At 63.5% G+C, this 22,967-nt stretch carries 18 protein-coding genes; 12 read left to right on the top strand and 6 right to left on the bottom strand.

Features of this window, described 5'->3' with window-relative positions:
• Positions 1-233: 233 nt before the first annotated feature.
• A complete protein-coding gene (locus ACFW0B_RS22720) occupies positions 234-1,184 on the bottom strand; it encodes a bifunctional GNAT family N-acetyltransferase/nucleoside diphosphate kinase regulator (protein ID WP_449151240.1) in 951 nt (316 codons plus the stop codon).
• 175 nt (positions 1,185-1,359) lie between these two features.
• A complete protein-coding gene (locus ACFW0B_RS22725; RefSeq protein WP_449151241.1) occupies positions 1,360-2,124 on the bottom strand; it encodes an alpha/beta hydrolase in 765 nt (254 codons plus the stop codon).
• 110 nt (positions 2,125-2,234) lie between these two features.
• On the opposite strand from ACFW0B_RS22725, the gene ACFW0B_RS22730 reads away from it, so the two are divergent.
• From ACFW0B_RS22730 to ACFW0B_RS22745, 4 genes are all read left to right on the top strand, one after another.
• Positions 2,235-3,674, top strand: a complete 1,440-nt coding sequence (locus tag ACFW0B_RS22730; RefSeq protein WP_449151242.1) for an HD domain-containing phosphohydrolase — start codon at positions 2,235-2,237, stop codon at positions 3,672-3,674.
• Between the two features lie 190 nt (positions 3,675-3,864).
• The gene (locus ACFW0B_RS22735; RefSeq protein WP_449151243.1) at positions 3,865-4,509 is read left to right on the top strand and encodes a YIP1 family protein; all 645 of its coding nucleotides are present in this window, start codon (positions 3,865-3,867) and stop codon (positions 4,507-4,509) included.
• Between the two features lie 336 nt (positions 4,510-4,845).
• Positions 4,846-6,246, top strand: coding sequence for an electron transport complex subunit RsxC (rsxC, locus tag ACFW0B_RS22740; protein WP_449151244.1), 1,401 nt, complete (start codon positions 4,846-4,848; stop codon positions 6,244-6,246).
• Positions 6,243-7,199 (top strand): RnfABCDGE type electron transport complex subunit D, encoded by a 957-nt coding sequence (locus ACFW0B_RS22745; protein ID WP_449151245.1) that lies wholly within the window; start codon positions 6,243-6,245, stop codon positions 7,197-7,199. Before rsxC ends, ACFW0B_RS22745 begins: the two co-directional genes overlap by 4 nt.
• Before the next feature lie 53 nt (positions 7,200-7,252).
• On the opposite strand, the gene ACFW0B_RS22750 is transcribed toward ACFW0B_RS22745, so the two are convergent.
• The 3 genes from ACFW0B_RS22750 to ACFW0B_RS22760 form a co-directional block, all read right to left on the bottom strand.
• Positions 7,253-7,984, bottom strand: coding sequence for a TrmH family RNA methyltransferase (locus tag ACFW0B_RS22750; RefSeq protein WP_449151246.1), 732 nt, complete (start codon positions 7,982-7,984; stop codon positions 7,253-7,255).
• Positions 7,985-7,995: 11 nt separating this feature from the next.
• A complete protein-coding gene (locus ACFW0B_RS22755) occupies positions 7,996-9,615 on the bottom strand; it encodes an NAD(P)/FAD-dependent oxidoreductase (protein ID WP_449151247.1) in 1,620 nt (539 codons plus the stop codon).
• Positions 9,616-9,798: 183 nt separating this feature from the next.
• Positions 9,799-11,397 (bottom strand): winged helix-turn-helix domain-containing tetratricopeptide repeat protein, encoded by a 1,599-nt coding sequence (locus ACFW0B_RS22760; protein WP_449151248.1) that lies wholly within the window; start codon positions 11,395-11,397, stop codon positions 9,799-9,801.
• Positions 11,398-11,623: 226 nt separating this feature from the next.
• Here ACFW0B_RS22760 and ACFW0B_RS22765 point away from each other — a divergent pair, with 226 nt between their 5' ends.
• The 6 genes from ACFW0B_RS22765 to nhaA all read left to right on the top strand — a co-directional run bounded on the left by ACFW0B_RS22765 (position 11,624) and on the right by nhaA (position 19,754).
• Complete coding sequence (locus ACFW0B_RS22765; RefSeq protein WP_449151249.1) at positions 11,624-12,373, top strand: SDR family oxidoreductase; 750 nt, start codon at positions 11,624-11,626, stop codon at positions 12,371-12,373.
• A gap of 88 nt (positions 12,374-12,461) precedes the next feature.
• The gene (locus ACFW0B_RS22770) at positions 12,462-12,875 is read left to right on the top strand and encodes a cupin domain-containing protein (RefSeq protein ID WP_449151250.1); all 414 of its coding nucleotides are present in this window, start codon (positions 12,462-12,464) and stop codon (positions 12,873-12,875) included.
• Between the two features lie 89 nt (positions 12,876-12,964).
• On the top strand, positions 12,965-14,062 hold the full coding sequence (locus tag ACFW0B_RS22775; RefSeq protein WP_449151251.1) for an HlyD family secretion protein: 1,098 nt from the start codon (positions 12,965-12,967) through the stop codon (positions 14,060-14,062).
• The gene (locus tag ACFW0B_RS22780; RefSeq protein ID WP_449151252.1) at positions 14,059-15,651 is read left to right on the top strand and encodes a DHA2 family efflux MFS transporter permease subunit; all 1,593 of its coding nucleotides are present in this window, start codon (positions 14,059-14,061) and stop codon (positions 15,649-15,651) included. Before ACFW0B_RS22775 ends, ACFW0B_RS22780 begins: the two co-directional genes overlap by 4 nt.
• An 868-nt stretch (positions 15,652-16,519) precedes the next feature.
• Positions 16,520-17,776: an OprD family porin gene (locus ACFW0B_RS22785; protein WP_449151253.1), complete on the top strand. Its 1,257-nt coding sequence runs from the start codon at positions 16,520-16,522 to the stop codon at positions 17,774-17,776.
• 625 nt (positions 17,777-18,401) lie between these two features.
• Positions 18,402-19,754, top strand: coding sequence for a Na+/H+ antiporter NhaA (gene nhaA / locus ACFW0B_RS22790; RefSeq protein ID WP_449151254.1), 1,353 nt, complete (start codon positions 18,402-18,404; stop codon positions 19,752-19,754).
• Positions 19,755-19,799: 45 nt separating this feature from the next.
• Here nhaA and ACFW0B_RS22795 read toward each other — a convergent pair whose 3' ends face one another.
• The gene (locus tag ACFW0B_RS22795) at positions 19,800-20,276 is read right to left on the bottom strand and encodes an Lrp/AsnC family transcriptional regulator (RefSeq protein ID WP_449151255.1); all 477 of its coding nucleotides are present in this window, start codon (positions 20,274-20,276) and stop codon (positions 19,800-19,802) included.
• A gap of 144 nt (positions 20,277-20,420) precedes the next feature.
• Between ACFW0B_RS22795 and ACFW0B_RS22800 the strand changes: the two genes are divergently transcribed.
• Both ACFW0B_RS22800 and ACFW0B_RS22805 read left to right on the top strand, forming a co-directional pair.
• A complete protein-coding gene (locus ACFW0B_RS22800; protein WP_449151256.1) occupies positions 20,421-21,668 on the top strand; it encodes a Zn-dependent hydrolase in 1,248 nt (415 codons plus the stop codon).
• A gap of 35 nt (positions 21,669-21,703) precedes the next feature.
• Positions 21,704-22,927 (top strand): diaminopropionate ammonia-lyase, encoded by a 1,224-nt coding sequence (locus tag ACFW0B_RS22805; protein ID WP_449151257.1) that lies wholly within the window; start codon positions 21,704-21,706, stop codon positions 22,925-22,927.
• Positions 22,928-22,967: the final 40 nt, after the last annotated feature.

Here is a 22,967-nt window from a genome sequence, read left to right on the forward strand (position 1 = left end):
CGTCAACCGGTTCGCGTTACCGTAGTCGAGGATACTAGCCGCACCCCGCGAACCCTGACCGCCGTTCCTGCTGGCAATCAACCTGCAGGTAACGCAAGTCTTTGATTTATAAGGGGCTTCGCATAATCTATATTATGTTAAATTACATAGATGCTCGGGCATCTTTGACGATCTGCCCCGCTCTCGTGCAAGTTCGACGGGATGCCCCTTCTGAGAGCATCGAGCCAGCGTGATTACAGGTGGAAATCGCCTGCTGCCTCCGGCTGGTAAAGCACTTTCCTGATCTCGATCCGGCGTGTCCGGTCGGAAATTCGCCAATCGATGGCGTCGCCCTCCTGATAACCCAGGATGGCGGCGCCAATGTCGGAACACACGGAATGCTTGCCGGCGCTGCTGTCCGCGTCTTCAGGATAAACCAGGGCCACTTCCATCTCTTCGTCATCCAGCTGCAACAAGGCCCTGGAATTCATCGTGACGACATTGCGCGCCACCTGCTGCGGTTTGACGACAATGGCTCGTTCAAGCTCATGTTCGAGCTCGACAATCGCCGGGCCTTGCTCGAGTGCGATCAGGCATTCAAGTCGGGCTTTGTCGATTTCAGTGATGTAGATCTCCGCGGAGTCGTCCATAGCACCTTCGCGCAAACGCTGCAGATAGCGTCCCAGCGTCATGGAGAATGACTTCAATGTCGGTGTTTCGCTCTCAAGCAGAAAGCCGCTGCGCAGAAAGGCGTTCAGCGAGCGCGTGTTGTCCGGATGGATCTTGGCAATGAGCTTCTTGGCACGCATGTCGAGGAAAGCCAGTTTCATGCCTTCGCGGATCGTGCAGGCGCCAAGGTTTCGGCCCCATTTGTTACGGTCTCCGATGACCAGAACTATCTCGCAATTCGAGCCGGTCTTGATCAGACGGACAAAGCCCACCGGGGCGTCATGTCGGTCATAGGCCATGAAGAATCGGCCGCCCTGGTTGAATAGATGGGTCAGGATCGGCAGCGGGCTCCGATCGATGGCTTGCTCGATGGTACGGGAAACATGACGCGAATCGCTCAGATAGCGGATGACGCGCTCATCCTCCAACCAATCCACCAGCGTCAGCGCGTGTGCCCGAGTGATCTCAGGGCACAGCGAAATGAAAGGCTTGTTCATCTTCACCACACTCATATGTAAAGGATGAAAGCCCTTCATGGCGTGGCCATGACGGTTCTTTCGGCGACCGGGCACTTTACCCCATAACGCGCCTGGGATGTCCGAAACAGCCAGCCGGGATCGGGAATGGCTTGCCGCCCTCCTCTACTACATCGGCCATGTCAAGAAGGCGCGGGCCACTTGGCAGTGACGCCGCGTCAAACCAGGTCTGGCGTTAGTGCTGAGTATCCTGCACCGCCTGGATGATGACCTTTGCCACCTCCGCGGGGACAGACTGCTGCGGCACGTGGCTGGCTTCGACCTCGGTCACCTGGGCACCGATCTTCTTCGCAAGGGCGCGCTGCAGATCGGGCTGGATCATGCGATCTTCGCGGGCGACGATGAACCAGGACGGCTTGCTCTTCCAGGCTGCCGCGGTGGTTCTGTCATCGAATGCCGCTGCGCGAATCGGTCCTTGAGTGGCCGCCATGACAGCGGTTTGCTCCGGGGGAAGGTCCTGGGCAAAACCGCTGGCCATACCTTTGGCGGTCATATACAGGAAGCCGTTCTTGTCGGGTGCGATTTCACTCACGCCCGATGGGGCCGGGTAATCCTTGCCCAGTTCCTTACTGGCCTGACCCGCATCAGGTGCGAAGGCGGCGACATACACCAGGCCACGGACCTTCTTGTCGGTACCGGCCTGGCTGATCACGGTACCCCCCCAGGAGTGCCCCACCAGCACCACATCACTCTCCTGGTTGTTCAACACGCGTTGAGTTGCCGCCACGTCGTCGGCCAGCGAAGTTAGCGGATTTTGCACCACCGTGACTTTGATCCCTTCGGCCTGCAGCAGCGGAACTACCTTGGCCCAGTCGGAGCCATCGGCAAAGGCGCCGTGGACAATCACAACCGACGGTTGTGGAGCAGCAGCCTGGCTGCCAACGGCAAAGAGGGACGCTGTCATGGCAAATGCGAGGGCAAGAGCCTTGGGTTTGAACATGCTGAAATCTCCTTTGTTGGGTGGGGTGCAGTTTCAGCAATACTCGACTGCGCAGGTATCGGTCGTTTATCCGAGGCCGGGAGCAAGCAGGCGGACAAGTGGAGAGCTAAATGGCGGAGAGCGACGGCATCGGGTTGGAGGCGGCGATCCTGGCGTTGTCCATGGTGGGGGACCTGAGCATGGGGCAGCCCCTCGCGCAGTCCCACCGTACTGCCCGCCTGGCGCAGTTACTCGCACGCTCCTGCAGTGGCGAGGGCGACCACATTGAAGTCGTGCGGCAAGTGGCATTGCTGCGTTGGTCAGGCTGCACAGCCAATGCCGAGGGCTTCGCCCGACTGCTCGGCAATGACGTCGAGGGGCGCAATGCCATGCTCAGCCAGACGCTTGGGACGGCGGGCCTGCGCGCCATGCGCAAGTCCACGCCATTGGCTGTAGTGCATTGCGAGGTTTCCGGTGACATCGCCCGCACACTTGGCCTGGGCGCAGCGGTCGAGCAGGGGCTGCGCAATGTGTTCGAGCAATACGACGGTGGCGGCAGACCCTTTGGCTTGCGGCATCCCGAGGTTCCCGAGGTGGTGTATCAGGTAGTGCTCGCCGGTGACCTGGAGATCCTCTCCCGGGTTCACGGTCTGGATGCTGCGCTTGCATGGATCGCGAGCCAGGGCGATCGACGCTATCCGGCATCCCTGGCCGCCGAATTGTCACGACAGGCCAGAGCCTGGCTCGAAGCACTGCATGCACCGGAAGCCTCGGCCCCAGAGCCCGGTAAGGATGGGGCGAAAGTACCGCTCACCCTGATAGGGGACGTAATCGACCTGAAACTGCCCTGGCTGGCGGGATACTCGCGCCGCTCGGCCGAGCTCGTGCGCCAGGCTGCCAAGCTCTGGGGGCTCTCGGAACTATCAGCCGGGCAGCTCGGGAACGCCGCATTGATTCATGGCATCGGTCGAGCAGCGGTTCCCAACCGGATCTGGAACACGGCAGGCACACTCCTGGATGGGGACTTCGAACAGATACGCCTGGTGCCCTACTGGACGTCGCGTGCGTGCAGCCGAATACCCGAACTGGCAGTAACCGGTCGACTGGCGGCCAGTGCCTACGAACGGCTGGATGGCAGCGGCTACTTCCGGGAGCTCGACAGCGCTGCGCTGCAACCCGAGCATCGCCTGCTGGCAGCAGCCCTGGCCTGGCAGGCGCTGCGTTCCGAGAGGCCGTGGCGAGCCGCCTTCACTGAGCGTGAAGCCGAGCAGCTCTTGCTGAGCGAAGCCCAGCGCGGACGCTTCGACCCACAGGCCTGCAAAACGGTCGTCGCTGCGGCTCGCGGCGAAAGCGCGGTGGCACCTGGCAAGGCCGGCAACAGCCCATTGAGCGAGCGTGAGACACAAATACTGCAATGCATAAGCATCGGCCAGAGCAACAAAGAGGTCGCACGCCAGCTTGGCATCAGCCCAAGCACCGTACGCACCCACGTCGAGAGCGTGTTCCGTAAATTGCAGTGCACCACCCGCGCAGCAGCGACTTTGAAGGCGCTGACCATGGGGATCATATGAGGAACCGGCCAGCTGTCATGTGGCGACAGGCAGCCGGAAAGGGATATCGGGGGTGGCTCAGCTAAGCTCAAATGAACCGGATCTGCTGCGATCGCATCGTGCAGATCAGGCGTGGGCTGCCCGTGATGCCCGTGGAACGGGCGCGTGGCAACTTCCAACCATTCCAGATGCCTGTCGGATGGTGGTCGTATTGCGCAACCTGCAATGGCTCGAAGCCTTCCTGCGGAAGGTGTTGACCTGGCCCGTTTCCTTTCCGCGAACGCTCTGGCGAGTGCTTCGCAACCCCATCGACGTTGCGCTCCATACCCGACGACAACTCGAATTGCCGCCTGACCGGCGCTTCATCGGCATGCTCAGTCCACCGTTGATGCTGGTCCTGTCCATCGTCCTTGCCCATCTCCCCGGCTTCGCGATACCGGGCCGACCTTCGCCGTGGGCGCCCGGCGAGTTGCTGACGCTGCTGGTGCCTGGCTTCGGCTACGGCCTGTACGCACTGGTGCCGGCCATGGCCATGCTGCGGGTGCGGCGCGTCCGGGTGAGTCGTACTACCCTGCGCGAGCCCTTCTACATCCAGTGCTACCTGGCCGCGCCTCTTTCCATCGGGCTGATCGCGGCCAACCTGCTGGCGGGCGTCCAGGTAGCGCTGGCGATGCTTGTCACCATCCTCGCCTGCATCTGGTACCTCTTCTCGCAGATTGTCCTGTTGCGCCGCTTCCTTGACCTGCCCCTGTTGCCGGCCACCTTCATTGCCATTTCCAGGTTCGTCGTCGCCACCCTTGTCGTCCTGGCACTGATGGAACTACTGCGGTCCACATCGGTTACGCAACTCGGTTGATCGGGTGCATAGCCGCCAAAGGAGAGCCGAAGCTGCTCTGCCCTGCCCCGCTGCCTTTTCTTGTCCGCCCCGGGAAACAACGACTCGAAACCCTGCTGCAGTCCGCACCAGTCGTGGTCTGACGTCGTTCCGATGCCCTGTATGAGGTGGCAATTGGCCTACCGTTCATCAGCAAAATGGTCAAAAACTGAACAAAACCGGCATTCGGCCATCTTAGTCCCGTGAGTTATCAAGCTTAGCCCTCGCTATTCGCTCAAATTCCTGGAAGCAGAAAACCTTCACGTGCATTAGCGCGCAGGAGAGTTTTTTGCCCAAAGAAAAGTTGGAGGACAGAACATGTCTAGCCATTCACTGCAGAACAACGAGCGTACGCAGAACCTCGCCCGTACCCGCCGAAAGCCGCAACAGAAGCCTCTTTGGCACCAGATGCTGGCCTTCGCCTCCTCCCCGCAGCGCAGTTGGCATGGAGGGCTCGAGCTCAGGGGCTACAAGGAGTTGTCCAACGCCACGCCGGTTGCCCTGATCGAAGTCGGAACCACACAGCTGGCCATTCCGCTCGAACGTGGTCGCCGCTCCGTCGAGCCGTGCGTGCAGCCGGGCCAGCGCGTGCGCAAAGGCGAGGTGATCGGTGTCGGTGACGACAACACCCCCTGGGTGCATGCCAGTACGTCCGGCATCGTGGAGCGGATCGACCAGGTCTACGCGGCCGACTCCGCCCAGCCGGTCATGGCCGTCATTCTGAACGCGGATGGGCTGGATGAATGGATCGAACGCCCGGTGCAGGAACTGCCGCAAACCCCCGAGGAACTGGTCGAGCGCGCAAGGCAGATGGGCATCGTCGGCCTTGGTGGAGCGGGCTTCCCCACGGCCCTCAAGCTGGCCGGCGCCCGGCAACCCGATCTGCTGCTGATCAACGGTGCCGAATGCGAACCCTTCCTTACCTGCGATGACCGTCTCATGCGCGAGCGCGCCGATGCGCTGATCGAGGTCGCCGACTATCTCGCCGATCTGATGGGCATCACGCTGACCCGCTTCGGTATCGAAACCAACAAGCCCGAGGCGATGGCCACCCTGCGTGCCGCGTCTCGCCAGGCGCGCACCCAGGTCGAGATCTGCGCGCTGCCGGCGCGTTATCCGGCCGGGGGGCAGCCGTTGATGATCAAGAGCCTGAGTGGACGCAACCTCGCGCCGGGCACCCTGCCCGCCGATATCGGCGTCCTGGCGCTGAATGTCGCGACGCTCTACGCACTGGGCCGGGCCGTCTTCCACGGCGAACCGCTGATCAGGCGCGTGCTGACGCTGACCGGGGACTGCGAACGCCCCGGGAATGTCCTGGTGCCGGTGGGTTACCCGGTCAGCGCACTGCGCGAGATCGCTGGCGCGGCCCCGGAAGGCCAGCTGACCCAGGTTGGCGGCCCGATGATGGGCCAGCCGCTGCCGGACCCGACTGCCGTGATCAGCAAGACCAGTAGCTGCCTGATCTTCGGCGCCGAGCGCTTCCTGCCGGCACGCGAGCCCGCAGGCAGCTGCATTCGCTGCACGAGTTGCGTGGATGTCTGCCCGATGTCCCTCAGGCCGCTGGACCTCTACGCTGCCGCCGAACGCCAGGACAAGGCCAGCCTGCAGGAACTGCGACTGGATGCCTGCATCGAATGCGGTAGCTGCAGCAGCACCTGCCCGAGCAATCTTCCGCTGCGCGATCGCTTCCGCCAGGCCAAGACGGAGCTGCGCGCATGAGCCTGATACTCCGCCCCAACGCACACCGGCCACTGCGCACGGTAATGCTGCTGGTCAGCCTGTGCCTCATGCCGGCCACCGTCCTGTACGCCTGGCAATTCGGCGTCGTGGTCTGGTTGCAGACCTTCTGGTGCGTGCTGCTCGCCCTGGGCTTCGAAGCCGGCCTGCTGCGCCTGCGCGGACTTGATGTCCGCAAGGGTTTGAGTGACCTGAGCTGGCTGGTGCTGGGCCTGATACTGGCACGCGCATTACCCCTGATGGTGCCGCTGTGGATGATGGCCCTGGCCAGTTTTGCCGCTCTGGCACTGTGCAAGCACGGCAGCGGAGGACTGGGTCGCAATCGTCTCAACCCCGCGATGGTTGGCCTGGGGATCATCGCCATCTGCTTCTACCAGCAGCTGTACCCGGCGCCGTCGAACTATGCGCCCTGGACCCTCACCCTGGATGCCAAGGCGGTTCTCCTGCAACAGTTGCAGCTGGCGCCACGCCTTGACCTCGACGCGTACGCCGGGGCCACGCAGTTGGCCAAGGACCAGTTCACCCTGATCACCCCCAATCTGTCGGTGTACGGCTATATCGCCGGTGGTCTGATTCTGGCTGCGCTGCGAGTGATCCGCATCGAGATTCCGCTGGCGATGATCGCCAGCACGGTATTGCTGTGCATGGCGGCCGGCCATAGCCTGCTGGAAGCCGTTTATGGCCTGACTCTCGGTGGCTACCTGTTCGCCGCCTTCTTCATCGCCACCGATCCGGTCACCAGTCCGGATACCCGCGGTGGTCGCATCCTCTTCGGCCTGGCCATCGGCGCCCTGACTGAATTCATTCGCGAGTTCGGGCTGTATGCCGATGGCCTCTGCTTCGCCGTGCTGGCTGCCAACCTGCTGGTGCCGCAGATCGACCGGCTGGCACTGCGCATGCAGCGGCCCTGGTATACGGCGAACACCTCAGCCTGAGAATGGACGCGGCCCTCTCCTGCAAGGGAGAGGGCCGCGTCGTGCAAGCGCTACTACCTGTTCAGTTCGTACGCGCACATATTGACAGTCGACGCCAGGTTCAGCGATTCGATGGCGCCACAACCGTGAATCGTGAACGGCTGGGCCTTGAGCGCGACCAGCTGCTCGCGGGGTACGCCGCGGGCTTCGTTGCCGAACAGATAGCAATCGAAGGTCTTGAAGCTGGCCGATTGCAGGCGGTCGCCATTCATATCCAGGCAGGCAATGCGCTTGAAGCGCGAGCCCAGGGAATTCAGCTCCACATCCAGTTCCATGGGTGCGTGAAAGATCGCGCCCATGCTGGACCGCACCACCTTGGGGTTATACGGATCGACGCTGCCGGGACTGAGCAGGCAGCGAAAATTACCGAACCACGCCAGGGTGCGCAGGATGGTGCCGAGATTGCCCGGGTCCTGGATTTCGTGAAGGTAGATCGCGCGCTCATTCCTGGTGGGGGCAGCAGACAATGCGGTGATCGCCGACATGGGCACCAGCGCGATGATGCCCTGCGGTGTCTTGGTGTCGGCGATATGCGCCATCTGGCGGTCGCTGATCACATGGGTTTCGAAGGGGCTTTGCCAGTGCTCGTAGGCTCCGCTTACGTACAGCTGGCTATGTCGCAGCAACGGATTCTGCAAGGCCGCCTTTTGCAGCTCCAGCAGAAGATGTTCGCCCTCCACCAGGAAATAGCCGAACTGCGCCCGGTATTTCTTCTGCTGGAGCTTCTTGATGTCGTCGAGTTTCATCGATGCGTCGCTCAGTGGCTCTGCTCGGAGAGGATCGATTTGACCACCGCTTCGGCAACTTTGATGCCGTCCACGCCCGCCGACAGAATGCCTCCTGCATAACCGGCGCCCTCGCCGGCCGGATACAGGCCGCGCAGGTTGAGGCTTTGCAATGTCTCGTGGTCGCGCGTGATGCGGACCGGCGAGGATGTGCGGGTTTCGATACCGGTGAGCACCGCGTCATCGCGATCGAAACCACGAATCTGCTTGCCGAATGCCGGCAGCGCCTCGCGGATGGCCTCGATCGCATACTCCGGCAGCGAAGGCGCAAGATCGCCCAGGCGTACGCCGGGTTTGTAGGAAGGAATCACCTGGCCAAATTCATTCGACGGCACTCCGCGAATGAAGTCGCCCACCAGCTGCGCAGGCGCACAGTAGTCGCTGCCACCCAGTTCATAGGCACGGGACTCCAGGCGTTCCTGCAACTCCACGCCGGCCAGCGGGCCGCCCGGGAAATCCTGCTCCGGGCTGATACCCACGACAATGCCGGCGTTGGCATTGCGTTCGTTGCGCGAGTACTGGCTCATGCCGTTGGTAACGACGCGCTCCGGCTCGGAGGTAGCCGCCACCACAGTGCCGCCGGGGCACATGCAGAAGCTGTAGACGGCGCGGCCATTCCTGGCGTGGTACACCAGCTTGTAGTCGGCGGCGCCGAGTTCCGGATGGCCGGCGTATTTGCCCAGGCGAGCCTGGTCGATCATGCCTTGCGGGTGTTCGATGCGGAAACCCACGGCAAAGGGCTTGGCCTCGATGAACACACCCCGGCGGTGCAACATGCGGAAGGTATCGCGTGAACTGTGTCCCAGCGCCAGGACGACATGGCGGCTACGGATGGTTTCGCCGCTGGCCAGCACCACACCTTCGAGCTGGCCGTCGTCGATCAGCAGATCGGTGACTTTGGATTCAAATCGCACTTCACCGCCGAGGGCGATGATCTCCTTGCGCATGGCCGAGACCACGCCGGTAAGGCGGAAGGTGCCGATGTGCGGCTTGCTCACGTACATGATCTCTTCCGGCGCGCCAGCCCGGACGAATTCGTGCATGACCTTGCGGGCGTAGAACTTCGGGTCCTTGATCTGGCTGTAGAGCTTGCCGTCGGAGAACAGGCCGGCACCGCCCTCGCCGAACTGCACGTTGGATTCCGGTGTCAGGATCTTCTTGCGCCACAGCGCCCAGGTGTCCTTGGTGCGCCGGCGCACATCCTTGCCGCGCTCCAGCACTATGGGTTTGAAGCCCATCTGTGCGAGCAGCAGCGCCGCGAATAACCCGCAGGGACCGAAGCCTACCACCAGCGGCCGCTCGTTCAGGTCGGCCGGTGCCTGCCCGACCGGATAGTAGCGGGTGTCCGGGGCTGGACGGACATTGTGGTCATCGGCAAAGCGCGCAAGAACCGCCGCCTCGTCCCGCACCTCCAGATCGATGATGTAGATGAACAGGATGACGCTGTTTTTCTTGCGGGCATCGTAGCTGCGCTTGAACACGGTGAAGTTCAGCAGGTCGGCGTCTTTGATATCCAGGCGTTTGACGATGGCCTTGCGCAGTTCATCTGCGGCGTGATCGAGGGGCAGAGACAGTTCGGTGATGCGAATCATGGCGGTAATCCTGGCCGGTGAATCCGGCAAAGGAAGCAGAGGGAGGAGGTAAGGCGCGGATTGTACCCGCCGCCACCGGCCCCTGTCAGGCCTGGCCCGGCGGCCTTGCGGAGCATGCCACGCTGCTCGGGACAGCCCCCTGCCCTGCCTGGGGGCTTGTGCGGCTGACGTCTCGGGACAGTGTCACTCGGGTAACCCGGCCAGCCGCAGGCCTTCGGCCAGCAGCGCAAGGTCCTCCGCCCGTTGAATCGGCAACCAGTCCCTCAGCCGCGAGATACGCAACGAGGGATCCAGCGCCTGCAGCCGCTGCATCGTCAGCTTGGCCTTGTCCATTCGCCCGCTATAGGCATGGCTGGCCGCCAGCAGCGCAGCCGGGGCCAGCAGGCTGGGCAGGTTGCCCAATGCCTTCTCCGCCCACTCCGTAGCGGTATCAAAGCGCCTGGCGAAGAAATGCGCCAGCGTCATCCCCACCTGCATCCTGAACATCTCCGGGTCCAGCGGACTCAAGCGCGTGGCATGGGTCAGGTTATCGATGGCGGCGTCTGATTCCCCGCGAAGCGCCCGCAGGATACCGCCCAGGAACCAGGCGGGAGCCAGGTTGGGATTGAGCAGACGCGCCCTGTCGATGAGCGCGATACCGCCATCGAGATCGCCGGCGAGATGGGCCAGCGCGTGTCCGCCACGGGTCAGCGCCACCGCATCATCGCGGCCAAGTTCCACCGCCAGGCGTGCAAGACGGACACCTTCGGCGATTTCTCCTGCCCTGTCGCTCATCCAGCCATTCAATTTGCGCCAGAAGTGGCACCAGGCGGCCATGCCATAGGCCGAGGCGAACTCCGGATCGAGTTCGATGGCCTTGTAGAACAGCGACAAGGCTTCCTCGATGGCTTCCTGGGTGCCGTTGTGCAGTTTTGCCATTCCCCGCAGGTAATAGTCGTAGGCGTCCAGGCTTTCCGTGGGTTTGCGCTTGGCCCGCTCGATCTCCGCCCGCTCGAGCTGCGGCGCGATGGCGCCAACGACGCTTTCGGCGATCTGATCCTGCAGGTCGAAGAGGTTGTCGAGCGCACCTTCGAAGCGTTCTGCCCAGATGTGCATTCCGTTCGTCGCGTCAATCAGCTGTCCGGTGATTCGCACCTTGTTCCCGGACTTGCGCACGCTGCCTTCCAGCACGTAGCGCACACCGAGTTCGTGGCCGACATCCTTGATGTCCACCGCCCTCCCCTTGTAGGTGAAGCTGGAATTGTGCGCGATGACGAACAGCCAGCGGATGCGCGACAGCGCGGCGATGATGTCCTCCACCACGCCATCGGCGAAATAGTCCTGTTCCGGGTCCCCGCTCAGGTTGTGGAACGGCAGCACGGTAATGGACGGCTTTTCCGGGAGGACAAGCACGACTGGTGGCGTTTCCTTCGGATCGACGGAGGCGGGTTCGTCGATGCCTGGTCCATCGGGCTGGCGCGCCTCCCCCGGCCCGCCGGCCCTGACTTCGCCAATGAAGCGGTAACCCTTGCGGGCGACCGTGCGAACGAGGCGCTGCTCCTCTCCGCTATCGCCGATCGCCTTGCGAACCGCGTTGATATGGCTGGTGATGGTCGATTCCGAGACGATCCGGCCGCTCCACACTGTCTGGAGCAGGTCATCCTTGCTGACGACTCGATCGCTGTTGCTGACCAGATGCAATAACAGATCGAAGACTTGCGGCCCGACGGCCACGACTTGCCCGCGCAAGGTCAGTTCCCGGCGCCCCTGATCGAGCACGTAGTCTCCAAAGATGAATTGCACGCTCAGGGTCCCCTGGATGAGTGACTTCGGTTCCATGTCCGAAGCGGCTGGCGATTGGTAGCGATATTGATAACACGGCAGCGAGTGACTAGCGCTTCCCTGGACGAAATACCAAGCCTCCCCGAAGGACAATTAAAGGCCAGCGCAAGGACTTGCCCCGGGCACAGGAGCACTCTCCCCCTACACCGACAGCAATGGTTGCCGTCGATAGCAGCGGAGAGAAACCATGAAGATCGTCGTCATCGGAGGCACCGGCCTCATCGGTTCGAAACTTGCGAAACACCTCCGCGAGCGTGGTCATGACGTGCTCGCGGCCTCCCCCAGTACGGGCGTGAACAGCATCACCCGCGAGGGGCTGGCCCAGGCCATGGACGGCGCACAGGTCGTCGTCGACGTGGCCAATGCCCCGGTGTGGGAGGACCAGGCTGTTCTCGACTTCTTCGAAACCTCCAGCCGCAACCTGCTGGCAGCCGAAGCCGCCGCCGGCGTCCGCCATCACGTCGCACTTTCCATCGTCGGCAGCGAACGGCTTCCCGACAGCGGTTACTTCCGGGCCAAGGTTGCCCAGGAAAACCTCATCAAGGCCTCCGGCATCCCTTACACCATCCTGCGCGCCACGCAGTTCTTCGAATTCGTCAGCGGCATTGCCCAGTCCTTCGAAGTCGGCTCGGAGCTGCATGTTTCGCCCGCACTGATCCAGCCGATGGCATCCGATGACGTGGCGGCCATCCTCGCCGACGTCAGCCTCGAAGCACCGCTCAATGGCACGCTGGAAGTCGCCGGCCCTGAGGCCCTGCCCATCGACGAACTGATCCGGCGCTTCCTGCGCGCAACCCAGGACACGCGCAAGGTCGTGCCGGACGTGCATGCCCGCTATTTCGGCGCCCGGCTCGACGATCAATCGCTGACCCCGGGCAAGAACCCGCGCCTCGGTTCGATCCATTTCGAGGACTGGCTCGCCAAGTCGGCGGCCTGAGGCTCGCAAGCCCCCAGAGTCTGCTCCCCCAGGCGTTGCCCGCCTACTGGTCGCGCCTTCCGACTCATGCACGCGCAGGAGAATTGCCATGCTCACGAAAACCTTCCTGGCCGCTGCCTTTGCAGCGCTCTCGATCACCTCGGCGGCAGCCGGCGACCGGCCTCCGGGCAAGGTCACAGTGGTATTCGATCGCCCCATCCCCAACGTTCCCGGCAAGAGCATGAGGGGCGTCCTGGTCGAGTACGGCCCCGGCGCCGGGTCACCGTCCCATACCCATCCGAAGTCGGCGTTCATTTATGCAACGGTCCTCGAAGGCGCGATCCTCAGCAGCGTCAACGGCGCCCCGGAAAAGGTCTACAAGGCCGGCGAACACTTTGTCGAAGAGCCTGGCTCCTTCCACGGCACCAGCGCCAACGCCAGCGACACGGAGCCTGCCCGCCTGCTGGCCGTGTTCGTCCTCGACAGTGACGAGACGGAGCTCGTCACACCGGCCAGGAAATAACCCATCAACGCGCTGAGCGATTCACGGCAGCCCGAGGCTGATTGCGCCCGGGGCTGCCGGGTTCATCGGCATTCGACAGGTAAGAAGACATGAAAGCGCTTGAGCAAAAGGTCGCCCGCACATCCGGCGAAAGCTCCGGGGCCGGTGACGCATCGACGCGACCGGGCAAGAAAAAGGTGGTCGGCCTGTTGCTGCTTGCAAGCGCCATCCTGGTCGTGGCCGGCGGATCGATCATGGCGCTGACCAGTGGCGCGAGGTCGACCGACAACGCTTACGTCCGTGGCGACGTTACCTCCCTCGCCGCCAAGGTCAGCGGCTATGTCACCGAGGTCGAAGTCAAGGACAACCAGGCCGTCAAGGCCGGAGATGTGCTGTTCCGCATCGACGACCGGGACTACCGGGCACGGCTTGCGCAAGCCGTGGCCAACGTCAGGGCGGCTGAGGCGCGCCTGAGCAATGTGGATGCAGAAACCGGGCTTCAGCACGCGCTGATCAGGCAGGCCGAAGCCGGGAAACGCGCGGCCGTGGCCGAGATGAACCTGGCGATCAAGACCCACGGTCGCCGCCACAGGCTCATCCGCAGCAATGCGGTCAGCCGGGCTCTGGTCGACGAGAGCGACTCGGCGCGCTTCAAGTCCGAGGCGAAGGTATCGGCCGCTTCAGCGACTGTAGAGGCCCAGCATCAGCGCATCGCTGTTCTCGTGGCGCAGCGCGAAGCCGCCGTGGCTGCGGTGGCGCAGGCTGAAGCTGCGTTGGAAGTCGCCCGGATCGATCTCGACAGCACTGTCGTGCGCGCCCCTGTCGATGGCGTCGTCGGCAACCGCCAGGTTCGCGTTGGCCGCTTCGTCACGCCGGGTGTTTCCCTGCTCGATATCGTCCCGGTCCAGGACGTGTGGGTGGTGGCGAACTTCAAGGAAACCCAGCTTGAACACATTCAGCCCGGCCAGAGAGCGCGCATCACCATCGACGGCTACCCGGACGGAACGCTCGAAGGGGTGGTCGACAGCTTCGCACCCGGCAGCGGGTCGGCCTTCACCCTGCTTCCCAGTGACAACGCCACCGGCAACTTCGTCCGCGTCGTGCAGCGCGTCCCGGTGAAGATCCGCCTGGTCGACAATCCACTACCGGGTCGCATCGTGCCTGGCCTCTCCGCACGGGTGGAAATCGAAGGCGGAACAGGCTCATGAACATGGCCGCCAGCCTTTCGAGCCGCGTAGGCGCCCGGACCAGCAGCCTGCTGCTGGCAGGCGTAGTGCTTGCCACGCTGACGGAGGCCATGGCGAGTACCGTTCTCGCCATGAGCCGCAGCGACATCATCGGCGACACCTACGCAACGCCGGATGAGTTCGCCTGGCCGGACGTCGGATACACCGCGCTGAAGCTCCTGGGCTTCATGCTCGCGCCCTGGCTGTTGAGCCGCTTCCAGCCACGCAATCTGGTGATTGGCGCAACCCTGGTCATGGGACTGGCGTGCGGATTGGCCGCCGTGACCGCCCGGTTGGACCTACTGATCGCACTTCGCATCATTCAGGGCTTTGCCGGCGGTACCTTGCTGGTCGCGGGGCAAGCGCTCGTCTTCCTCGCCTACCCCCAGCGTCAGCAGCCACTCCTGCAGGCCTTGTTCGCCATGGGCGCGGTGGTTGCCTCCGCCACGTTCGCGCCGGCCCTGCAAGGGTGGTTGATCGACAGCCAGTCCTGGACCTGGATCTTCCTCTGCGCCGTTCCGCTAGCCCTGGCATCCGTCGGCCTTCTGCTTGTCGCAGACGCCTCGGAACTCGCCAGGACGCAGCAGCGCCGCTTCGATTGGCTCGGCGTCGCCCTGCTCGCCAGTGTGATTTTCTGTTTCACCTACGTCCTGAGCCAGGGCAGCCGCTGGGACTGGTTCGAAGAGCCGCGCATCTTCTGGCTGACATTGACCGGCCTGGCCGCGCTGCTGGCCTTCCTCGGCCAGCAGGTGCTCGCCAATGGCCGCGGCCTGCTCGATTTCAGCCTGTTCGAATCGGAAGACTTCAGCTTCGCCTTCATCGTCAGTTTCGTGGCCGGTGCCGCATTGTTCGGTAGTGCGTTCCTGATTCCCGCGTTCGCCCTGTCCGTACTTGCGTTCACCCCGACCGATGCCGGCCTGTTGCTGTTGCCCAGCGGCGCGCTGTTCATCGCTGCACTCCTTTTGGCCGCCTATCTCATGCAGGCCCGCCGCGTGCCCCCGGTCGCCACCGTGCCCTTTGGCATCCTGATGATCATGACGGCGATGTGGATGCTTTCCGGCTCCACCGACGAAAGCGACACGGCCGATATGATGTCGGCCATCCTGTTGCGCGGCCTGGGGCTTGGCTTTCTCTTCCTGTCGATCACGCTGATTGCCTTCAGCAAGCTCAACAGCCGAAACCTTGCCGCCGGTATCGGCCTGTTCAATACGGGCCGCCAATTGGGCGGTCTTATCGGCGTCGCGGCACTGCAGACGCTGATCGAGCATCAGGTCGTCGCCAATGACGTGGTACTCGGCGCCAACCTCGGCGCAGGAGGAACGGCAGTCATCGAACGACTGACGACCACCACAGCCCTGCTCGCGGCCAAAGGGATGGATGCGGTAGCCGCCGGCCGCGCAGCGACGAGCCTCCTGGGCCGGGTGGTGACGGGGCAGTCCACCGTGATTGCCTTCGACACCGCGTTCAACGCAGTCGCCCTGCTTTTCGTGTTCGCCGCCCCGCTGCTGGTCGGCACCAAGATCCTGCTCTCGAAACACGCGAAACGCCGGGCTGCGCGAGCGGTGGCGTGAGACAAAGCCGCAGGTTGAATTCCGTAGCCCGATGAAATCCGCGATAAGCCCTTCCACCGTTCCCGGATTTCGTCCGAGCCACGATTGGCTGCGAATCCCCCGACCTTTGGCGCACGCAAAAAAAGGCCGCCTTGGGCAAGGCGGCCATGAATAAGAACCAAAGGAACGATGAAGTGGAGGCGCCGAATGCAACTCCCGGGGGAAGCCGAAAGTGCGCTCGGCAAAAGTCTTCATCGGGGGAGAAGTATACGGGGTTCACCCTGCCACCCAAATCAATCAGAGTGATAGCAACTATCACATCAATACATCGGATTTTTCTTTTTTATCTGTAAACCCATCCGAAAGATCATCCAAAAGTATTCTTGACAACTCCTGCCGGTATTCCAGGAAGCCATGTAACGCCCTTTAAGATCAATACCTTACCCGGCCTGCCAACTCACTTGACATTGCCTTCCAAGCCATTTAAGGCCGCAACCGGGATTCGCGGGTATTTGCGGTCATGCAAGTCACAACAACAAAAAAAAGGCCGCCTCCGAAGAAGCGGCCCAAGCCAGAGAGTAACTCGATGAAGCACCTGCCATCCGGCCGAACTGGTTGGCGAGCCCATGTTTCATCCAGCACAGAGTAGCGACAGGTGGACAGCGTAAATATTGACTGTATTGATAGTTAAAATTGATAATTACGCTTTTTCAAACGAAATCTGTCGTGGTAACTGTTTGCGCGCATCGCGCCGGTACGGCCGGCAAACACAACGACAATGAATGGAATTGACTATCGTTCCATCGAGCTGCACCGCTCGTGGCCATCGATAGCTCTCCTATCCTGCCTTTCCCAAAATCCAACAAAACGACCATCAGGAGCACCCGTGATGCAACTCAATCCTCTGAGCGCCCTGGCACTGGCGGTTTCCGCCGCCATCAGCCTGCCCGCCCTTGCCAGCGAGCAGTCCGAGTCCAAGGGCTTCGTCGAAGATGCCAGCGCGACCCTGCTGCTGCGCAATGCCTACTTCAACCGTGACTTCAAGGACGGCGCCGCCGACGCCAAGACCTGGGGCCAGGGCTTCATCGGAACCTTCGAGTCGGGCTTCACCCAAGGCACCATCGGTTTCGGCGTTGACGCCTATGGCCTGCTCGGCGTGAAACTGGACAGCGGCCGTGGCCGCAATTACTCGGCCTTCTTCGACACCGACAGCGACGGCCACCCGGTGGATGACCTCTCCGAAGCCGGAGCGGCGGTGAAGCTGCGCTTCTCCAACACCGTGCTCAAATACGGCAACCAGTTCCCCAGCCTGCCCGTGCTGGCCCATGACGACAGCCGCCTGCTGCCCCAGGCCTTCACTGGCACCCTGCTCACCAGCAAGGAAATCGAGGGTCTGGAACTCAACGTCGGCCGCTTCACCGGCGACAGCCCCATGGGCGACCCGGCACGCGACCCCAACCACCTGAAGAGCATCGACGTGGTCGGCGGCAGCTACGCCGTTACCGACGATTTCAGTGTGTCGCTGTACCACTCCGACGTGGAGGACATGTACAAGAAGTACTACGCCAACCTGAACTACAACATCCCGTTCAATGAGCAGCAGGCGCTGAACTTCGACTTCAACATCTACCGCACCAAATACGACGACGGCTCCGCGGCCGCAGTGGCCTTTGGCGGCGATGGCCAGAACGACAGGAACACCCTGTGGAGCCTGGCGGCCAAGTACAGCATCGGCGCCCACGCCTTCATCATTGCTCACCAGCGCAACACCGGCGACGCCGGCTATGCCTATGACTTCGGCGACGGCGGCAGCACCATCTACGTGGCCAACTCCTACTACTCCGACTTCAACCTGGAAGACGAGCGCTCCTGGCAGGCCAGCTACGAGCTGGACTTCGGCGCCTATGGCGTACCGGGCCTGACCTACAAGTTCGCCTACGTGCGCGGCACCGACATCGTCGCCGGCGGCGAGAACGACGGCACCGAGCGGGAGATCTTCAACCAGTTCAAGTACGTGGTGCAGGACGGCCCGGCCAAGGACCTGTCCTTCAAGCTGCGCAACTCCATCTACCGCGCCGACAACCAGGTGGGCCCGGACCTCAACGAAGTGCGCGCCTTCATCGAGTACCCCCTCAGCATCCTCTGATGCAGCAGGTCGCGCCGGTTCGCCGGCGCGGCCTCCTTTCCTCCGGGCAGGCGCGGCTAGCGCCTGCCACCCGCCTTGCCAGCCTTCCGTTCCACCGGGCCACGCGCCTGCCGGGATGGAAACCTGATCAACTGGTAGACCAGCTGGTCGAGCAGCCCGCGCAGTCGTGCGATCCAGCCTCGCAGAGCGGTGGGTTTCGCCAGTTTCGGAGATTCGCGGCGACTGGGATTGATCCTGGCCATGGCTCTGTTTCCTCCGGGCTACAGGTTGATGACACCAGCCTGCGCGCGGGTCGCCACCCTGGCGTTGACCTGCCGCAATCGGTTCGCTGCGAAGCCTGCGGTTCGTCGGCTGGCGAGAACGGTTTAGAGCGCAACGCCTCTCGCGGCAGCCATGCCGCTCGCCCCGCCGGCGCAACGATTCCGCGCGGAATCCGGGAGGATTACGGTGTTTGGACCTGTCAGGGATGCGGCGCCCCCTCGGGGAGAGGGAAGGTTGGCAAACGCGGCTGGTCAAATCGAAAAAGGCACTGTACTTTACGCCCCGGGTGTCGAGCCGCTCAGCCGGTTCGACAGGTTTCATGTGTTGGTCGGGCCGCCGCACAAGCTGCTGAGTATGAGCAACCATGGACCACGCCCCTTCCCCAAAGGCGCTGCCGGCTGCGCAGCGTATTGCCGACAAGGCATTCTCCACGTTCGAGAAGTTCCTCCACATCGAAGCCGTCAGCGGCATTGTCCTGCTGATCGCGGCCGCCGCTGCGCTGATCTGGGCCAACTCGCCCTACGCCAGCAGCTACGAACATCTCTGGCACATGCCGCTGTCGTTCGGTGTCGGTGATTTCGTCATCTCGAACTCCCTGCATTTCTGGATCAACGATGCCCTGATGACGGTGTTCTTTCTGGTGGTCGGTATGGAAATCCGCCGGGAGATACACGAAGGCGCCCTGGCCAACCTCAAGCTGGCCGCATTGCCCATGATTGCCGCCTGCGGCGGCGTGCTGGTGCCGGCCCTGCTCTATCTCAGCCTCAACAACGCCGAAGGGTTGCGCCAGGGCTGGGCGGTGCCGACCGCTACCGACATCGCCTTCGCCGTCGGCGTCCTGGCCTTGCTGGGCCGTTCCGTGCCCGCGTCGGTGCGCGTCTTCCTGCTGGCCCTGGCGATCATCGACGACATAGTCGCGGTGCTGATCATTGCGCTGTTCTACTCCAGCGGCCTGGACCCGCTGGGTTTCGCCATCGCCGGTGCCGGCATCCTGCTGGTACTTGGCTTGCAGTACATCGGCATCGGCTCCGCCTATGCCTACGTGCTGCCCGGCGCCCTGCTCTGGTTCGGCCTGTTGAAGACCGGCGCCCACCCGACCCTGGCGGGCGTGGTCCTCGGCCTGATGACGCCGGTTCGCCCGGTCAAGGTAATGGCGCCTCCCTTGCAGACCGCCTCGCAAGCCATCAGTGACTTTTCCGAGCGCAAACAGGCTGCCGGCAGTGGCCCCAGCGACCTCATGGAGCCCATCAAGCAGCTTCGCCACGCCCAGCGCGAGTTGTTGCCGCCGGTGATGCGTGTGCAGGTGGCGTTGCATCCCTGGGTCGCCTACCTGGTGATGCCGTTGTTCGCCCTGGCCAACGCCGGGGTGAGCCTCGATGGCATCGACCTCGGTGAAGGCGCATCCATGCAGGTGTTCTCCGGCGCTGCGCTGGCCCTGGTGCTGGGCAAACCTCTGGGGGTGCTCTGCAGCAGCTGGCTCATGGTGCGCATGGGCTGGTGCAGCCTGCCTCCGGGGATGACCTGGGGCTGGATGGGACTGATCGGCTGCCTGGCGGGGATCGGCTTCACCATGTCGATCTTCATCGCCAACCTCGCCTTCGACCAGCAGGACCTGTTGAGCGCCGCCAAACTCGGCGTGCTGGTCGCCTCGGCGGTCGCCGGCGTGCTGGGGCTGCTCTACGGCAGTCTGTTGGTGGCGCGGGCGAAGCGCCGCTAGAGGCGCCTGCGGGAACGGGCGCGACCTTCGTCGCCCCGTTTGGCGTCAGGTGTCGGCGGCAAGGTCGACCGGCACCTCCAGCCCCACTTTCACGTTGCTCATCGACACCAGGGTGCGGAAGCGCTTGACGTTGTTGCTTTCGAAGAACAGTTGGCGGGTCAGTTCGGCGTACTGCTCCATGCTCCGGCAGGCCATGACCAGCACGAAATCGAACTCCCCGGCGACGTAGTAACACTGCTGCACCTGCGGACAGGCCAGGAAACTGCGCTTCATCGCGTCCAGCAGGTCGAGGCGTTCGCTCTCCACCTCCACCTCGGCAATGATGGTCAGCACGTGGCCCAGTTGCTGCGGATCGACCAGCGCCACCGTCTTGCGGATGACGCCCTCGTCACTCAGCCGCTTCAGCCGACGATTGACCGCCGCGGACGACAGATTCACCCGGTTGCCCAGTTCCGCCTGGGACAGGCTGGCGTCCTGCTGGACGTGGTGGATCAACTTGAGGTCGAAGGCATCCAGGCTCATGGGTGATGGCTCGCAATGAAATGGTTCGTGAAGGGGCGATAGTGCAATAAAAGTACGTGGTCTCCCACGAAGTAGAGAAATGCTTACTGCAGCACAGAAATATTATTACGCACTCACCCATTCCACCCTGCTGGAGTTCTTCCGATGAGAGCGCTCTCCCCTGCCCCCGCCCTGCCGCTCGATGGCCAGTCCCTGTTGCTGCAGATCCGTCTGCTGGGCGAAATCGGCGCGGAGCCTGGACAGGACGGCCGCACCCGGATCGCCCTGACCGATGCCGACAAGGCCGGCCGCGACCAGTTGCTGCGCTGGATGGAGGCGCTGGACCTGGAAATACGCATCGACCGGATCGGCAATATTTTCGGCACCTTGCGTGCGGACGGCGACCAGCAGGCGCCGCTGATGATCGGTTCGCACATCGACAGTGTGGCCAACGCCGGTGCGCTGGACGGCTGCTATGGCGTGCTGGCCGGGCTTGCCGTGCAGCGGGCCTTTCGCCAGGCCGGCGTGCTCCCGTCGCGCCCGATCACGGTGGCGGCCTTTACCAATGAAGAAGGTGTGCGCTACCAGCCGGACATGATGGGTTCGCTGGTGCATGCGGGTGGCCTGGACCTCGACGTGGCGCTGGACACCCTGGGCATCGACGGCACCCGCCTGGGGGATGAACTGGCGCGCATCGGTTACGCCGGCGATCTGGAGCCCGGCGCCCTGGTTCCCCATGAGTACCTGGAGCTGCATATCGAGCAGGGGCCGATTCTCGAAGCCGAAGGCGTGCAGATCGGCGTGGTGGAAAATCTCCAGGGCATCTCCTGGCAGCAGGTGACGATCAAGGGCAACGCCAACCACGCCGGCACCACGCCGATGCACTTGCGCCACGATGCGGCTTCAGTGGCCGCCACCGCCATCACCCGCCTGCGCGAGATCGCCGTGGACGGCACCCTGGCCACGGTCGGGTGCCTGCGCCTTGAGCCGAACCTGATCAATGTGATCCCGCGCAAGGCCGTGTTCACCGTCGACCTGCGCGACCCCGACGAAACCCGCCTGCGCGCCGCCGAGCAACGCCTGGCCGACGTCCTTGCGCAGCTGGCCGAAACCGAAGGCGTCGAAATCCACAGCAAGCGACTGGTGCGTTTCGAACCCGTGGTCTTCGACAGCGGCCTGGCCAGCGCCATCGCCGCCTCGGCCAGCCGCCTGAGGTTCAGTCACCGGCGCATGACCTCGGGCGCCGGCCACGATGCGCAGATGATCGCGCGCATCGCCCCGGCGGCGATGATCTTTGTGCCCAGCCAGGGCGGCGTCAGCCACAACCCGCGCGAACACACCAGCGACGAACTCCTGCTGGCCGGTGCCGAAGTGCTGCTCGACGTCGTTCGCCAGCGCCTCGCCCGGTCCTGACCACCCTGCCCACCTGCAACCCTTCGGAGCCCCGGATGCTGATCATCAATCCCAAGGCCGCTCGCCGCCCCTATCCCGAAGCCCTGCGCGACGTCATGAACATGCAGCAGGCCGCCGAAAGCCGTGCCTGGCTGTCCACCTGGAAGCGTTTCGAGCAGCCGGTCACGCCGTTGTACGAAATGCCCGGCCTGGCCGCCGAACTGGGCCTGGGCCAGGTGCTGATCAAGGACGAGTCCGTGCGCTCGCCGCTGGCCAGTTTCAAGGTGCTGGGCGCCCCCATCGCGCTTCTGCGCCTGATCCTCAGGCGCTTCCCCGAACGAGCATTCGAACCCGCCGCCCTGCTCGCCGGGGTGCATGCCCCGGAGCTGGCCGGATTCACCGTGATCAGCGCCACCGACGGCAACCATGGCCGGGCACTCGCGGCGGCGGCACAGAGCATCGGCTGCAACTGCGTGATCGTCCTCCATGCCCGCGTCAGCGAGGAGCGCGAGCAGGCGATTGCGGCCTATGGCGCGCGGATCATCCGCATCCAGGGCAACTACGACGACTCGGTCCACGAAGCCGCCAGGCAGGCGCAGGAACAGGGTTGGACGGTGGTTTCGGACACCTCCTATGAGGGCTACGAGGAAATCCCCCGTGATGTGATGCAGGGCTACGGAATCATCGCCGCCGAGGCGCTGGAAGCCCTTGGCCCGAGTGAAGGCGCCTGCCCCTTCAGCCACGTCTTCCTCCAGGGCGGCGTCGGCGGATTGGCCGCCGGGATCGCCAGCTACCTCTGGGAGCGCTACGGCGCAGCGCGCCCCAGCTTGATCGTGGTCGAGCCGCGCCAGGCCGACTGCCTCTACCAGAGCGCCCTGGCCGGTCACGCGGCAAAGGCCAGCGGCTCGGTGGATTCGCTGATGGCCGGGCTGGCCTGCGGTGAAACCTCGCCGCTCGCGTGGCATTTCCTGGAAGGCTGCATCGATGTCTTCATGACCATCGAAGATCGGGAGGCCGTCGAGGCCATGCGCCGACTGGCCAGAGGCAGCGAAAACGACCTGCCACTGGTGGCTGGCGAGTCCGCCGTGGCAGGACTGGCAGGTCTGTCGCGGCTGCTGGAGTCACCCGGCAAGGCTGCCGAACTGGGGCTGGACGGAGGTTCCCGCGTGCTGCTGATCAGCACCGAAGGCGCCACCGCACCGGCGCTATATGCCGAGCTGGTGGGCGAGACGGCCAGCTCGGTGCAGGAACGCCAACGCACCTGGCGGCGGGTGCACTGAGGAAAGCCGCACGCCCCATCAGGCCAACTCCGTCCATTGA

It is taken from the genome of Metapseudomonas phytobenefica, assembly GCF_043392685.1.
Taxonomy (GTDB): domain Bacteria; phylum Pseudomonadota; class Gammaproteobacteria; order Pseudomonadales; family Pseudomonadaceae; genus Metapseudomonas.